The 14,606-nt window shown below is 61.2% G+C and carries 12 protein-coding genes and 1 pseudogene; 6 read left to right on the top strand and 7 right to left on the bottom strand.

Features of this window, described 5'->3' with window-relative positions; translation table 11 throughout:
* Positions 1-8: 8 nt before the first annotated feature.
* The 4 genes from ACSQ36_RS35140 to ACSQ36_RS35125 all read right to left on the bottom strand — a co-directional run bounded on the left by ACSQ36_RS35140 (position 9) and on the right by ACSQ36_RS35125 (position 5,135).
* Positions 9-2,459 carry a CHASE2 domain-containing protein gene (locus ACSQ36_RS35140; protein WP_436185638.1) on the bottom strand — a complete coding sequence of 817 codons (2,451 nt, stop codon included), beginning with the start codon at positions 2,457-2,459 and terminating at the stop codon, positions 9-11.
* Between the two features lie 9 nt (positions 2,460-2,468).
* Positions 2,469-3,866, bottom strand: coding sequence for a FecR domain-containing protein (locus ACSQ36_RS35135; protein ID WP_436185637.1), 1,398 nt, complete (start codon positions 3,864-3,866; stop codon positions 2,469-2,471).
* A gap of 29 nt (positions 3,867-3,895) precedes the next feature.
* The gene (locus tag ACSQ36_RS35130) at positions 3,896-4,594 is read right to left on the bottom strand and encodes a response regulator transcription factor (protein ID WP_213767519.1); all 699 of its coding nucleotides are present in this window, start codon (positions 4,592-4,594) and stop codon (positions 3,896-3,898) included.
* A gap of 109 nt (positions 4,595-4,703) precedes the next feature.
* Entirely contained in the window at positions 4,704-5,135 is a 432-nt protein-coding gene (locus ACSQ36_RS35125; protein ID WP_436185636.1) for a hypothetical protein, read from the bottom strand.
* A gap of 749 nt (positions 5,136-5,884) precedes the next feature.
* On the opposite strand from ACSQ36_RS35125, the pseudogene ACSQ36_RS35120 reads away from it, so the two are divergent.
* From ACSQ36_RS35120 to ACSQ36_RS35110, 3 genes and pseudogenes are all read left to right on the top strand, one after another.
* A pseudogene (locus ACSQ36_RS35120) lies at positions 5,885-6,034 on the top strand (substrate-binding domain-containing protein); the annotation flags it as partial.
* A gap of 50 nt (positions 6,035-6,084) precedes the next feature.
* Complete coding sequence (locus ACSQ36_RS35115; RefSeq protein WP_436185635.1) at positions 6,085-6,690, top strand: pyridoxamine 5'-phosphate oxidase family protein; 606 nt, start codon at positions 6,085-6,087, stop codon at positions 6,688-6,690.
* Between the two features lie 351 nt (positions 6,691-7,041).
* On the top strand, positions 7,042-8,274 hold the full coding sequence (locus ACSQ36_RS35110) for a diguanylate cyclase (RefSeq protein ID WP_436185634.1): 1,233 nt from the start codon (positions 7,042-7,044) through the stop codon (positions 8,272-8,274).
* Positions 8,275-8,395: 121 nt separating this feature from the next.
* Here the strand turns inward: ACSQ36_RS35110 and ACSQ36_RS35105 are convergent, their stop codons facing one another.
* From ACSQ36_RS35105 to ACSQ36_RS35095, 3 genes are read right to left on the bottom strand one after another with little or no spacing between them, the layout of a single operon-like run.
* The gene (locus ACSQ36_RS35105; protein WP_436185633.1) at positions 8,396-8,914 is read right to left on the bottom strand and encodes an ureidoglycolate lyase; all 519 of its coding nucleotides are present in this window, start codon (positions 8,912-8,914) and stop codon (positions 8,396-8,398) included.
* Between the two features lie 6 nt (positions 8,915-8,920).
* Positions 8,921-9,931, bottom strand: coding sequence for an allantoicase (gene alc / locus ACSQ36_RS35100; RefSeq protein WP_436185632.1), 1,011 nt, complete (start codon positions 9,929-9,931; stop codon positions 8,921-8,923).
* 50 nt (positions 9,932-9,981) lie between these two features.
* Complete coding sequence (locus ACSQ36_RS35095; protein ID WP_436185631.1) at positions 9,982-11,304, bottom strand: C4-dicarboxylate transporter DctA; 1,323 nt, start codon at positions 11,302-11,304, stop codon at positions 9,982-9,984.
* A gap of 238 nt (positions 11,305-11,542) precedes the next feature.
* Here ACSQ36_RS35095 and ACSQ36_RS35090 point away from each other — a divergent pair, with 238 nt between their 5' ends.
* The 3 genes from ACSQ36_RS35090 (at position 11,543) to ACSQ36_RS35080 (ending at position 14,528) form a co-directional block, all read left to right on the top strand.
* Entirely contained in the window at positions 11,543-12,232 is a 690-nt protein-coding gene (locus ACSQ36_RS35090; RefSeq protein WP_436185630.1) for a FadR/GntR family transcriptional regulator, read from the top strand.
* Between the two features lie 293 nt (positions 12,233-12,525).
* Positions 12,526-13,473, top strand: a complete 948-nt coding sequence (locus tag ACSQ36_RS35085; RefSeq protein ID WP_436185629.1) for an AraC family transcriptional regulator — start codon at positions 12,526-12,528, stop codon at positions 13,471-13,473.
* A gap of 419 nt (positions 13,474-13,892) precedes the next feature.
* Positions 13,893-14,528: a 2OG-Fe(II) oxygenase gene (locus ACSQ36_RS35080; protein ID WP_436185628.1), complete on the top strand. Its 636-nt coding sequence runs from the start codon at positions 13,893-13,895 to the stop codon at positions 14,526-14,528.
* Positions 14,529-14,606 lie beyond the last annotated feature (78 nt).

Genomic DNA, 14,606 nt, shown 5'->3' with positions numbered 1-14,606 from the left:
AAAAACATTTATTGCTTCTGCACCGCGGGTTGTTCGCCGCCCGCTTCGCGTGGTTCGATTGTCTGTGAGCTCAAGGTGATCGTCACCGTCGTCCCCCGATCCGGCGCGCTTTGAATTGCGATCTCCCCCGCGTGGCGGCTGACCACCGTTTTGACGAACGCCATCCCCAGCCCGGTTCCGTCGCTCGGCGGCTGGCCATCGAGATGAAAGCGCCGGAAGCGTTCGAACAAATGCGCCTGCTGCTCAAGCGCAATGCCGTAACCCGCGTCCCGCACCATACACACGATCGCGCCGGGCATCTCCGTGACGACACAGTCGACGCACGTGCCAGGCGGGCTGTATTTCACCGCATTGCTGAGCAGATTGATAAGCGCGCGCGTCATCAGCGACCGGTCCGCCAAAACCCAGAAGGCCTGCCCTTTGCTCTCGCAACGTACCTCGATGTCCTTCGCGTTCGCGAGCGGCCAGATTTCGTCGCTGGCGTCGATCGCGAGTTCATGCAGGTTCAGCAGTTCGAGGCTGTAGTGCTGCGACTCGGCGCGGGCAAGCTGCACAAAATCATCGGCCAGTGCGAGCGTGCGCCGCGCGTAGCGTTCGACGCGCTCCATTAACTCCATCGCCGGCTTCGAGTCGATGTGCGGCCGCTCGGTGTCGAGCAACGCAAGAATGGACGCCTGCGGCGAGCGCATGTCGTGCGACAGCAGATGCAGCATGTCGTCGCGCTGCCGCTCGGAAGCGTGCAGCGCGGTGATATCGACCCAGCTCGCGATCCACCCGAGCGACTCACCCGTGCTGGTCGTGCAGGGCGCATACCGCAGCATGTGATCGCGGCCGTAGCGGTCGCGCACTTCAATGCCGTGCATCATCACGGCGGTGTGACGCTCGACGCGCGGGTCGAGCATCGCCGGCCATTGCATGCCGGTCGGCAGCGCGCCGCTGCTGTCTTCGTCGACGAGACGCACGAAATGGAACTCGCCGAAGAGCTGCGTGATCGACAGGTCAGTGAACTGCAACGGACCAAAATGCAGCCGCGCGGGATCGTTGACCATCAGGATGCGGCCGTCGCGATCGCAGACCATGATCGGCTCGGGCAAGCTGTTCAGGCTGTCCCAGATGAACTGCCGCATATTTCGCTGGCGCTGCACGGCCTGGCGCGTGAGGGCGATCAGGCGCTCGAGCACGTCGCCCGCCGTGCCCTGCGGTTTGGGTTGGAGATCGGCCAGCAGATTCGGCTCGGCGGCAAGCAGACGCAGTTCCTGTCCGAGATACGACATCGCGACTTCGAGACGCCGCCAGCTCCACAGCAAATAGATCAGCGCCAGGCCACCGAGCGCCGGCACCGGCGAGAGCCAGCGCGAGCGCAGATACACCATGCAGGCGCTCGCAATCAGGCTCGCGCAGGCTAGTGCGATCGTCAGCATGAGCGACTGCAACGGCGACACCACCAGCAGGCCCGCAAGCAAGATGCCGACCGGCACGAGACTCGCCCAGCCGGCCGCCTTGTCGCCTATCGGTTCAATGGCGCGGCCGTCGAACAACGCGTCGAGGATGGTCGCGTAGATATCGACACCCGGCAGTTCGCCCACTTCGCCCGAGATCGGCGTGGCAAAGCGGTCGCGCAGGCCGGCCGCCGTTGCGCCGACCAGCACGATCTTACCCGCGAAGAATTCAGGCGGGACCTCGCCCTGCATCGCGGCCGCGAACGACACCCGCGGATAATCCAGCGACGTGCGCGAAAACGGAATCATCATCCGGTGCGCGCGCTTCAGGTCGCCCGCGCCCGCCGGTCCCGACGCCGCGAACTGGGCGTCCACAGCAGATCGTCCAGTCCCGGGCAACACGGCGTCCGGCCCCCGCAACGCCTGATACACCGGTACCGTGATGCTCGGCCACCAATCCTTGCCGCTGCCTTCGAACAGCGAGACGCTGCGCACGATACCGTCGTGATTCACTTCCAGATCGATATGGCCCATGCCCGCCGCCGCCTCGCGCAACACCGGAACGGGTTCGACCGCGGCGGGCTCGTTCTGGTTGACGGGCAGCTGGTCGACGAGCAGCGGCAGATAGGTCGGCACATGTTTCATTGCCTCGGCGAAGGCGGCGTCGCCGGGAGAGGGTTCGGTGAACAGCACGTCATACGCGACGCCCGCCGGTTTCGCCTTCGCGAGTTGCGTCAACAGCGCCGCGTGGGTCTCGCGCGGCCACGGCCAGCGCCCGAGTTCCGCAATGCTCTCGTCGTCGATCGCGACAATCACAATGCCGGCCGACGGATGGCTCGCCGCGTGCAACAACAGTTGGTCGTAGAACAGGAAACTGGCGCGTTCCGTCAGCGGGCTCGCCACGCCGAAGAGCACTGCAGCCACGCCCACCACGCCGATCAGCGTCCATTCCAGGAAGAAGCGCTTGCCGATCGACGGCCCCGCCCAGCGCCGGTTGTGGAAGGGGAAGCGCCACGGCATGGGTCGCGCCTACCGCGTTTGAGTGAACGACCGGATTTCGCTCGGGATCGACAAGAGCCGGCCGTTCTCGAAGGTATCGACAACGATCGTCCAGTAGTACTTGCCTGGGCTCAGATGCGCCACCGACATCTCGCCGCCCGACACGTCGAGCAAGTCGATAAGCGGCGCGCTCAGGTCCGCATGACTCGACAGGATGAACCGATACCGCGCGCCGTTCGCCTCGCCATCGACATGCCAGCGGAATGCGTAGCCATTACCTTCGATGGGCGTAGCCGCCGCGTTGGTGGTATCGAGATGACGGCTGAACGTGAACACTTGCGGCAAGCCGTCGATGCCGTGGGTATCCGTGGCCGAGACGCGCACGAAATAGTTGCCGTCCGGGATGTTGTCGAACGCCGCGTGCAGGCCTGTCGTGCGCTGGTCGCGAAGCAGGTCGAGGAAGTCGGCATCGGTCGCAATCTCCGTACGGTACGCGCCGGCGCCGTCGACCGGCGTCAGGTCGAAGGCGACCTGGGGGGCATTCTGCAACTTGCCCGGATCGGCAATCTCCGGCGGATCAAGCAGCCGCACCGACGCGCCGGCGGCATCGCCCGTGCGCGTCAGGTTGCCGTAGCCGGCCAGCACGAGCGTCTGCGCACCGCCCTGGATCGGCTGCGGGGCGGCCGTACGGTTGGCCGCTCCGTCAGGCCCCGCTCCATCCACGCCGATCTTGCCCGCCAGCACCTCGACGGTGGTCGCATCCTGCGTCGCCAGGTAATTCACCCGAAAACGTGTGCCGCGCACGCCTGCCACAACCGACGGCGTAATGACCCGGAACGAATCGCGTGGATTCTTGAACGGCGTGACGTCGGTCGCGACCTCGCCTTGCTTCAGGTCGAACTGCCGGTCGACCGCGCCGGTCAGCAACGTGGTCCGCAAACGTCCGATCCGGATCCGGCTGCTCGACGGCAGGACGACATGCGAGCCGTCGGGTAGCAGCATGGAAACAAACGCGTCACGGCCGGTGCTGATTTCGTCGCCTTCCATCAGCAACGTCCCCGCGCTCACCGGCATGGGTGGCGCGCCCGCGGTGCCGAGCTTATCGACACTGCCGCGCACCGCCACCACTCGGGCCGTCAGCAGTGTCTGCCTGAGGCGCGAAGTGGGCATCGAGAGATGGGCATTGACCTGCAGGCGCCGCGGGTTCGCCACGTGATTGATGGCGCGCAACAACCGCCAGTCGGCAGGACTCTGCATGTAGCGGTCCGCCAGCGTGTAGAGCGAATCGTCCGCGCGCACCACATAGGGCGTCATGTCCTGCTGCGGCACGCGTTTGGCGTAGGCCGCCTGGATCGAACAGACAGTGACCATGACACCGGCCACCGCCATTGCAGCCTTCAGCCTCGAACGCAAACGCTGATGCGCCACCCGGCCCCGCCTGTTTTTATGGATCCCGTTCACGGCGCTTCATTCCCCACTTTTTCCAGCCGGTAGCCGTAGCTATAGATGGGTGTTATGCGGTAACCGTTTTGCGGCCGCAACACCAGCTTGGAGCGAATCTGCGACACATGTGTATCGATCGTGCGCGACGGGATATCCACGTCCTGCCGCCACACCGATTCGCGGATATGGGTGCGTGACAGCGGCCGCGACAGGTTGCGAAAGAGCAGCAGCGCAAGCTCGAATTCCTTCTGCGTCAGCGCGGCCGGCACTTCGCTGACCAGTGCGATCTGGTCGGTCAGATCGAATCGATAGATGCCGTAGGTTTCCTGGGTCACTTCGTTCTGAAGCATGTAGATCCGCCGCAGCAACGCTTCGACACGAGCGAGCAACACAGCTCGCGACACTGGCTTGAGGATGTAGTCGTCGGCGCCGGCGTTGAGCATCTGGACAATGTCGCTTTCAACACTGCGGCTCGTCAGGAAGAGAACCGGCAGGTTCGTGGTGAGGTTTTGCCTGACCCATTTCAGCACGACGTCGCCCGGCATTTCCGGCATGTTCCAGTCGAGCAGCAGCAGGTCGTACGGCTGACGCCTCAGCTCATGGATCAGGCTCTTGCCATCCGTAAAAACCTGGCAGAAGTGCCCGGCCGCAGTCAGTGTCTGAGCCACGAACGCCGTCTGGCTCAGGTCGTCGTCCAGCACGCAAATCCGCATTGCCTGATATCCCGTTAAATAGTCAAGACGGCCATGTCATTTATTTGCTTGGGCGCCGAATGCCGGTGGCAGATTATTTTGTATTTTTATTATACTTTTTTATGCGGAATCACCGCATTTGAATCAGCATCCGGTCAAAGCTTTTCATGACGTGATCCCACGCCGCATCCGAGTAATCCTCACGCGTGCGTGCGCACATGCACGCGAATGCCATCAAACGCCGCGCCGTCTGTGCGCAATGAGTCAGCGGCATTGGGGCGGTCTCATCTTCCTGAAGTCCGGCTTGAAGCCCGGCCTGAAGTCCAGTAAACCGATCCTGAGCGCGGTCCACCGAACTATTTAATCTCTCCAGTCGTGCTCGCAAAATATCCGCCAACCACGGCAGCTCGGCCGCACATGAATCGGCATAAGCCTCGATTGCCGCACGAGCATGCGAATCAGACGCCAGATCCAGCGTCACATAACGCAAGCTGTCGGCCGGCTGCCCCGGCTGGATTTTCGACTTCCACGCAAGCGGGCCGCCGCTGGATTTATTCAACATTCAAAGCACCCTGGTCCGGTCCTGTTGGCTGACATGAACGAACTGTAGAACGAGCTGGATTCAGTTGATTCATTCCGACCTGTTTCCAGCGATCGGTCTAGCAGCACTCCACGAGATCGCCTAAAAGCGATTGCACCGCGACGTTCTGTATATGGCTCAGCCCGGAATCCCGCAACGTCAATAAACGGTTGCGCCAATAGTTCGCGTGAAAAATCGCGCCATCGGCTCCCATCGCGAGACAACGCGACATGATCGCTTCAATATGCACTATTTCCGCGTCGATTATTATCGACGCACGATTTCCTTGGTATGGCGTTTTAGTATCCATTGATATCCCCGAAAACTGACGTCTTGTGCGCGGCGAACCCGCCTCTCAGCACTACATAATACGGTTCGCCTTCATGGGCTCTCATCCCTTTGGCGTGTGGCGCCGGGCATGTTTTTTCCCACTGATATTATTGATCGAAGGACAAACCGAAAAATGTCTTTCGATGACGCACTCTACCGCCAATCACTGCACTATTTGACGTACTTTTCAGTATTTAACAATTCGCCCACACAGCCCCAGGATGCATCCCAAGGACGTTGAAGTAAAGCGTCTGCTTTCGCGGTAAGTTAATTGTCAGGCGAAATCCGTAATCGTTTGCGCATCTTTCTGCGCTGAATAAGACGGGTGTTCACTAGCGACCATTACCGTTAATGCGTTTAAATTTTGCCTGCGCAAACGTTATCGACTTATCCAGTCTTTTTCCGTGCATTCGATTACGCGATTTGCGGCCGGCATTCCGGTGGGCGCACGACATCCGGCAGGAGCGAAAGCGCTGCTCGACTATCTCGCCTCGCCGGAAGCGGCGCCGGTCGTCACGCAAACGGGACTCGATCCTGTCACGCCGCACTGAGCCGGCCTGCTAATGTATGGGCTGAACCCCGGTCATTGAAGGAGCGAAGCATGTTGACGAGCGTCGAGCAACTGGAAGGTATCTACGGCAAGCCGAACGAGCGTTCGGTGCGCAAGGAAATTTCGTTCATCAGCGAAGACTACGCGGCGTTCATCGTTGCGTCGCCGTTCGTGATGCTGGCGTCGGCGGGAGAGGACGGCCTCGACTGCTCGCCCAAAGGTGATGCAATGGGCTTCGTTCGTATCGTCGATGCCCATACGCTCGCCATTCCCGACCGCCCAGGCAATAACCGTATCGATACACTCAGGAACCTCGTGCACGACCCGCGTGTGGCCTTGCTGTTTCTTGTGCCGGGCGTGGGAGAAATGATGCGCGTGAACGGCCGAGCATCCATTGCCGACGACAGCGAACTGCTCGCCTCATTCAGCGTCAACGGCAAACCGCCGCGCACGGTGATCCTCGTGCATGTGGAGTCCGTGTATTTCCACTGTTCGAAGGCGGTCGTGAGATCGGACTTGTGGAACGGCGAGAAATACGTCGACCGCTCAAGCTTGCCCTCAGCCGGCGCCATGCTGCAGAACGTAAGCGATGCCAGTTTCGACGGCAACGCCTACGATCGCGCATTGCCTGGACGCCTCAAGACCGACCTGTACTAAACGGCGCCGTCCCGCTCCCGTCCTACGCCCACGCTCGCGGCGAGTCACCGCATACCAACTACTGGCACTGGCCGGACCGGGCGTACGGATTTCGACGCTCCACGCCCGCTTTGCCGAGCGTTATCGGGAATGCCTCGATATCTTCTAACTGCCGTTCAAGGCGCACAGTTTTACGCTGTTTGCGGCGTGGCCGCCTCGCAGTCGGGCCGATCCGGCGCACGTGTGGTTGCGTGACACGCTGGCTGGGCTCGCCGCAAATCAAGGGGCGGGGTTGGGAATGCCGGCCCGTCGGGTCGAACATCGAAATGACTTATGATGTTGCCCCAACCGCGACATCCGACATGGCGAGCGATGGCAGAACTGAGCGAAATTTCACGGTTTGACACCGAGACGAATTTCAGACTTGACCGCCTGTGGTCCGAGTTCGAAGACCCGTCGGTGGAACAGGAGTTTCAGCGCCATCACCGGAGCGCAAACCATGCTGCCCTCGTGCGAGCGCTCGTCTTTTGCAGCTTGTTCTATGTTGCTTTCGCGATAACCGACGTAAGCGCCCTGGGCTACTCCCGCACGACCCTTGTGCTGTTCCTGGCCCGTTGCTCCGTCGCGTTGACGTGCGTGGTGAGCTTGCGCATCGCAGGCTTGCAGCAGGTTTCGGTCACCTCCCTGCGCATGGCTGCGAGCGCGGTCGAAGTGGTCGGCTTTGCCGCCTTCATGGCAATCACATGGCTTCGTCCGACCGGAATGACGGTGCACTGCATGTCCATGGGCATCATGCTGATCGTGGTTTATAACTTCATCCCGAACAAGCTGATCTGGGCTTTGCTCATTGCACTGGCTGCAACGGGCGGATTTATCGCCATCTCCGCGGCGTCGAAGGTGCTGGACTCGTCGGCGTTGCTGACGTCGTCGATGCTCCTGGTCTTCACCAACGCCCTCGGTTATGTGATGGCTCGCCGCCACAATCGTCTTGTCCGCGACGAGTTCTGCCAGCACGCCATGTTGCGCAACCTCTCTGTGCGCGACTATCTCACCGGCTGCTTCAACCGGCGGTATCTGACCGATGTGTTATTCGACGCCGAGCTTCAGCGCACCCGCCGGTACAAGCTCAAGCTTGCGGTCATCCTGTGCGACATCGACCACTTCAAGCAGATCAACGATACCTACGGGCACCCCGCGGGTGACGCAGTCTTGCGGACTTTCGCCGCCATGCTGCTTGCTCACACGCGGCATCAGGTCGACAGCGTGATTCGCTACGGAGGCGAGGAATTCCTGCTGCTGCTTCCGCAAACGGATCTCGCCGGCGCGACGGTGCTCGCCGAGCGAATACGCCAGTCGTTCGAGCTGACGGCCACGCGCGCATGGGATGGCCGCGAAGTGCGGTCTACCGCGAGTTTCGGTGTAGTGGCTGTGAATTGCGCGGGCGAATCAGGTTCAGGTCTCGTGACCGAGGAAAGCCTGGTGGGCGCCGCCGATGCGCAGTTGTATCGCGCGAAAAACGCCGGGCGTAATCGGGTGTGCGCCAGTCCGGCACCGAGCGTGTCGGGCCGGGACGCCGGGCAAGAAGGCATGGTTGCCGTGACATAGCCCTAGTTTTTATAGCGCTGCGCTTATCGGCTCGCGGACACGGGCAACATCGTGGATTTGAAGCCGGGCCATGATGCCGCGATATACGCGAACAAAAACAGCAAGGCCCGGTTATCAGCCTTCACGCGGCTGACGAATAAACAAGATCACCTTCTACCAGCCGCAGGCTCTCCAATAGATAGGTTTCCTCACAATTTCCCTCCTTCCCGCCACGATCGATCACGATAAAGTCCGCAGCAACATCCAGCACAATCAGCGGATGATGCCAGACGCCTCGCGCATAATTCACGCCCTGCCAGCCGCGCGTGAAAAATGCGCGCAGTCTTGATGCGTCGAATTCACCTGCCGGCGCGACCACCACCAGATACGACACCGCGCCAAGCGGCAGGAAGGCCTGGCTGCCCAACGGGTGACGCTCCATCATCGATATCTCGACGGGCTGCGCACGCGGCTGACCCCGGAACACGTTGATGAGCGGCCGGCCTCCCTCGTGCGCGCCAACATCCACGCGCGCCAGATCGTGAAAGCGCTCGGTCGTGCCTCCGTTGATCGGAAAATGCTGCGCGCCGTCGAGTTCGATTACATCGCCGAATGGTTTAAACGCCGCGCGCGTCAGGGGTTCGAGCGTAAGCGTGCGCATAGCTGCTTACTCGATCGCACCGAACAGGCGCAAGCGCGACACGCCGCCGTCCGGGAACATGTTGAAACGAACGTGCGTGACAGGTCCAAGAGCCGCCACTTCACTTTCGAATCGATGGATATTGTCAGCCGACAGCTTTTGTTGCGGCAGCAATACTGGCCAGAACATGGCCTGGGTGACGAGCGATTCATCCGTGCCGCCGGTTACACGCGCTGCCTGCAGCGAACAGCCATCGGGGAAATTGCCCTTGAAGTGTGCAGTATCGACTTCGATAGCATGGATCACGCCGGGGTGCGCCAGCGCCACGATCGCCCAGTCGTTGCCGGGCTCACGGCGACGCCGCGTCTCCCAGCCGTCGCCCATGTCCACGCCGCGTCCTGGCATCAGCATTTGCGATGCCGGTCCGAAATGCTGGTTGTTCGCCGCCACCAGATAAGCGCCATTTTCGATGGCCGCAAGGTCCACTCGCGACCCGCGTTCAACGCGCGTCCAGTCCACCTTCGGCTGACCATACACACGCAAACGCGCGATGCCGCCGTCCGGGTAGATATTCACGCGCAGGTGCGTGTAGGCGCGAGTATCGGCGATGGGAAGATAGTGATGCTGGTTGCCCTGCAGCGTGGTCGCCGGCACGATCTCGCGCCAGTCGGCGTCGTCTTGCGGCGTGGCGCTGTCGCTCGTGCAGGCATCGATTGACGCTGCCGGTGGGAAGTTGCCGGTGAAGTGGCTCGTATCCAGGTCGATGCCGTGAATGGTGCCCGGCCGCGCCAGCTTGACGATGCAGAAATCGTAACCGGTGGTGCGCTTGCGGCGCGTTTCCCAGCCGTCCATCCACTTGCCGTTGTGGTCGTATTTTCCCGGGATGAAAACCGCCGGCTGCGGGTCGAGCATGCGCTCCTTGGGCGCGAAGAATTCATCGCTGGCGAAGAGCGCTGTGGCGCCGAGACGCGGATCGGCGAGATTCATGAAACGGCGGGTAAATGCCGGAGCGTTGGGGTCGAGAACGGGGCTGGCCATGAAGTAAGTTCCTTTTTTAACGATTCAGGGGATGGCGATGAAGAGCGCGCTCAGAGAGCGTGTGCGGGTTCGTGGCCGTGACTTGTGCCGGCGTGATCGGCCGGGACGAAAAGAAGTTCGGTATCCTTATTGAGTACACGTGTCGCGCGAACGCGGTCAATATCCTTTTCCCACACGGCCACGACCACCGTCGCGACGCAGTTGCCGATCAGGTTGGTGACAGCACGCGCAATACCCACGAACCAGTCCACCGGCAGGATCAACACGAGGCCGAGCACGGGAATGGCGGGAATCGCAGAAAGCGTGGCGGCAAGGATCACGATGGCTGAACCAGGAATGCCATGCGCACCCTTCGACGTCACCAGCGACACCAGAACGACTATTATCAGGTCGTGGATCGACAGCGGCGTATTGGTGGCCTGTGCGATGAAAATCACGGCGAGCGTGAGATAGATCGAGAAACCGTCGAGGTTGAACGAATAACCGGTCGGGATCACGAGGCCGACGGTGGAATCCTTCACGCCCATCCATTCGAGCTTGCGCATGATCTGCGGCAGCACGGCGTCCGACGAAGCGGTGCCGAGCACGATCAGCAATTCCTCGCGCAGATAACGCACGAGCTTGAAGATGCTGAAACCGGTGAGCCGCATCACCACGCCGAGCACGACGAAGACGAAGAGCAGGCAGCTCGCATAGAACACAACCACCAGCATGCCGAGTTGCTTCAGGGACTCCACGCCATAGGTCCCGGTCGTGAACGCAATCGCGCCGAGCACGCCGAGCGGCGCGAGCTTGATGATGAAACCCATGATGCGAAAAAACACGTGCGAGAGTTCATCGATAAGACTCGTCACGCGTTGCGCCTTCTCGCCCAGCAGCGAGAGCGCCGCGCCGAACAGCACGGAGAACACGAGTACCTGCAAGATGTCACCCTTCGCGAAAGCGTCGGTGGCGGTATCGGGAATGATCTTCAGCAGGAAGCCGGCCGTGTCTTTCAGGCTTTTCGCGTGTTCGGTGTAGGTGGCGAGCGAACCGGCGTCGAGCGTATGCAGGTCGATATTCATGCCAACGCCCGGTCGGGTTGCATACGCGAGCAAAGCGCCGATCACGAGCGCGAGCGTGGTCATCACCTCGAAATAGACCACCGACTTCAGCCCGACGCGCCCGACTTTCTTCAGGTTGCCCGCGCTTGCCATGCCCGAGACGACCACGCAGAACACGATCGGTCCGATCACCATCTTGATGAGCTTGAGGAAACCGTCGCCAAGCGGCCTCAGCGTTTGCGCGAAATGGGGAAACACCGCGCCGATCACGATCCCCGCGACCAGCGCGATCATGACTCGTCCAAACAGGGAATTAAGAAATCTCAACACAATGTTTCTCCTCGGTGTCGCACGGCACGGGATGGTGATCATGCTAACTGTTCAGACTGGTCGGACCAGTTGCTGATGAGGAATATTAGAAAGCCGATATAGTGGAGTCAAGATCCGTTTGATACCGGTTTACCCGGGTTTTCAGCGCGCTTTCAAGCGGAAAAGGCGTGACAGAGCAGACGCTTCGGCGGTGTCGCGCCTACAATGGCGGTCAGACCGCGCCACTCTTAACTGTCCTATGAAAAATGTTCCGCATACCGTGACCGATGCCGCCATCGCGACTATTCGTGAGCGCATCGAGACGAGCGTTTATCCGGTGGGAAGTTTGCTGCCGGCGCAGCGGCAGTTGTCGGAGGAACTGGCGATCAGCCGTGCCTCGCTGCGTGAAGCGCTGTCCACGCTCGAAGCGCTCGGGATGCTGAATATTCGTCCCGGCAAGGGCGTGTATGTGAACAGCGCCGAGGCGGCCGGCACGCACGCCTGGCGTTTCGCCGATCAGGCGTCGCTTCCCGATACCTACCAGATGCGCTTCGCGCTCGAGGGTTTCGTCGCGCGGCTGGCGGCGCCGGCTATTGGGGACGCGGACATCGTCTGGCTGCAGGACAATCTCGACTCGCTGCAAAGCGCACTGACCTGCGCCGAACTCGACGAAGCCGCGCAACTCGATTTCGCGTTCCATATGCGCATCGTGAGCCTCGCGGGTAATACGGCCATTGAATCGATCCTGCGCGGCAGCGCCGACATCATGAAAGAGAGCCAGCGTTTGCCGTTTTATCGGCGGGAACTTGTGCTGTCGACGTATCACGAGCATCTGGCGATTGTCGAAGCGTTGAAGGCGCGCGACAGCGAACACGCGGGGCGGGCAATTGAAGCGCATATCGTGAACGCGGCTCAGCGGGCGGGCGTTCATTTTCCGATTCCGGTTTAGTCCGGCAGAAGGTGTTTACGCCGTGCGACGATGAAGCGAAATGGCCGCGCGGGTTATTCACCGTTTATGTTGAGAACCCTGTGGATAACGTGTCTGGCGACTATCTAAGCGCTTGATGTAGCTCGGATTTGGGCCGCTGCCTCGGTTTGGTCAGCGGCGCGTCGCGCCGGGAAAATCCGCTTGGTCCTGACCTCGACAACGGGAATCACCCGACCTGCGGTGCCAGCGCGAATGACCCGCATCGAGCACGCTGGGACACGTGCCGCGCGAGCATCGCCTTCTACAATGCGTCCATGCCGCCGCCTATTTCCAGACCGACATCCGATCGCCACGCTGACTTGATTGCCCGCGCGCTGGCCCATGCAGAGAGTCATCTCGACGAACCGCTAACCGCCGAAACCCTCGCCGATTGCGCTGCCATGTCGCGCCATCATTTTCATCGGATGTTCCGCGCTTATACGGGCCGCACGGTGGCGAACTACGTTACCTTGCTGCGGCTTCGACGCGCCTGTGCGCTGCTGGTCAGCGGCCATGAAGCGGTATCGGATATTGCGTCGAAGGTAGGCTACGAGTCCGCACAGGCACTCGCCAAAGCAATGCGCCGTGATCTCGACACCACGCCGACGGATGTGCGTCGAGGCAATGTCCCCGCGTGGAACGACCTTTTTACACATTGTCGTGAACCCGATTTTCCCTCTGCTCTCAAAGGAGCCGCCGTCATGCAAGTCTCTCGAATGACCCACTTGCCCGAGGGCATCGTCGCCCTGACCGCCACGGGGCGCGGCATGGTCGACAACAACATGATGCGGGCAGCGCAACAGGCATTCGGCGAGTTGATGCAAGTAGTCAATGACGCCGAGCTTCGTGATCACGTGTCGAGTTACATGAGCGTGGTTCCCGACGACCCCAAAGGTCCTGACGATCCGCATTGCCGTTTTGTCGCGGGCCTGGTGTTCGGTTATTCGATGGCCACAGGCAGCGGGCAGTGCGAGCAACCGGACGGCCTGACACTTTCCGGCACGCTGAACTGGCAACCGATCGCAAGCGGCCGCTATGCGGTTTTCACCCATGTCGGTCCTTATACGACGTTGCATCGCACGTGGAAGGCGGCGTATCGGGACTGGCTGCCGTCATCGGGCGAACAGCTTCGCGACGAACCGCCGCTGGAGGTCAACCTGAACCGGCCCGAAGTCACTCCTCCGGAAGCGCTTCGGACGGAAGTGTGGTTGCCTTTGGTGTAGCGAACAGGTTTCGCTTACGCCGATGAACCGATCAAGGCTCCCACGGCGCGAGCCGACCAAACGCTCAACAGGCCTGCATCATCGATGGAAACCCGCTGACCAAAGCAAAGCAAAACATCCGGCTGGAAAAGCCAACGCAAGTATCACCGCAAAAGCCCAGGGCAACACCTTGGCGCCATACGCTTCGCCCACGGCGATCGCAATGTTGATGCTCACGGGCGATTGAACGGCACGAGGCGCCGGTCAACCGGCCAGAGCACCGCGAGTCCGCGTCACTGGAACAGTCAGGAGCCGGTGTTAATATCTACCGCTCAGATTAAAGCCCCACCCCGCTCATATCCGATACCCGCTTAGGTCCAGCTTCGCCTCGGACGGCCGCCCGAATTTCCACCCAGCACCTTCATTCGAAGGAACCCGCAGTGATCCGATCGCAACCGCCGGCGCATTCCGATGCGTCCGGAGATGACCTGCATCGTCATATTGTCGATGCCGTTCATGAACATGGCTGGTCGGAGCAGGACATTTTCCTGCCGCCGGACCTGACCCTCGCGCTGGCGCTGGAATGCGCGGCACTCGCGGCGGCCGGGAAGCTGACCCTGGCGCGTGTCAGCCAGGGCGCGGCACGCTCGCTGCAACCTGGCGTGCGCGGCGACCGGATCCGGTGGCTGGAGGCGGGTCAGTCGGACGCGTGCGACCGTTATCTCGCGATCATGGAAACCCTTCGCATCGCATTGAATCGCGGCCTGTTCCTGGGTCTCGACGAATACGAAAGCCACTTTGCGTTCTACGCACCGGGCGCTTCATACATGCAGCACCGTGACCGGTTTCGCCACGACGACAGTCGGACCGTATCCGTGATCGTCTATCTGAATGCGGACTGGCTGCCCGAGCACGGCGGTGCTTTAAGGCTGCATCCGGAAGGTTCGAGCGCGCGAGATATCGCGCCGGTCGGCAACCGGATCGCGGTGTTTTTATCCGCCGACATGCTGCACGAAGTATTGCCCGCGACGCGCGACCGTTTATCGCTCACGGGATGGTTCAGACGCCGCGCTTAATGCTTAGTGCGCTTAAAGCGCGTGACGTCGCGGCTGGACCGTTTCCGGTTCCAGCCGCGATGCGCATTGACCGCTCGT

The organism is Caballeronia sp. LjRoot34, assembly GCF_964253815.1.
GTDB lineage: Bacteria > Pseudomonadota > Gammaproteobacteria > Burkholderiales > Burkholderiaceae > Caballeronia.
The sequence above is the reverse complement of the archived record's forward strand: the minus strand, read 5'-3'. Positions and strand labels throughout refer to the sequence as shown.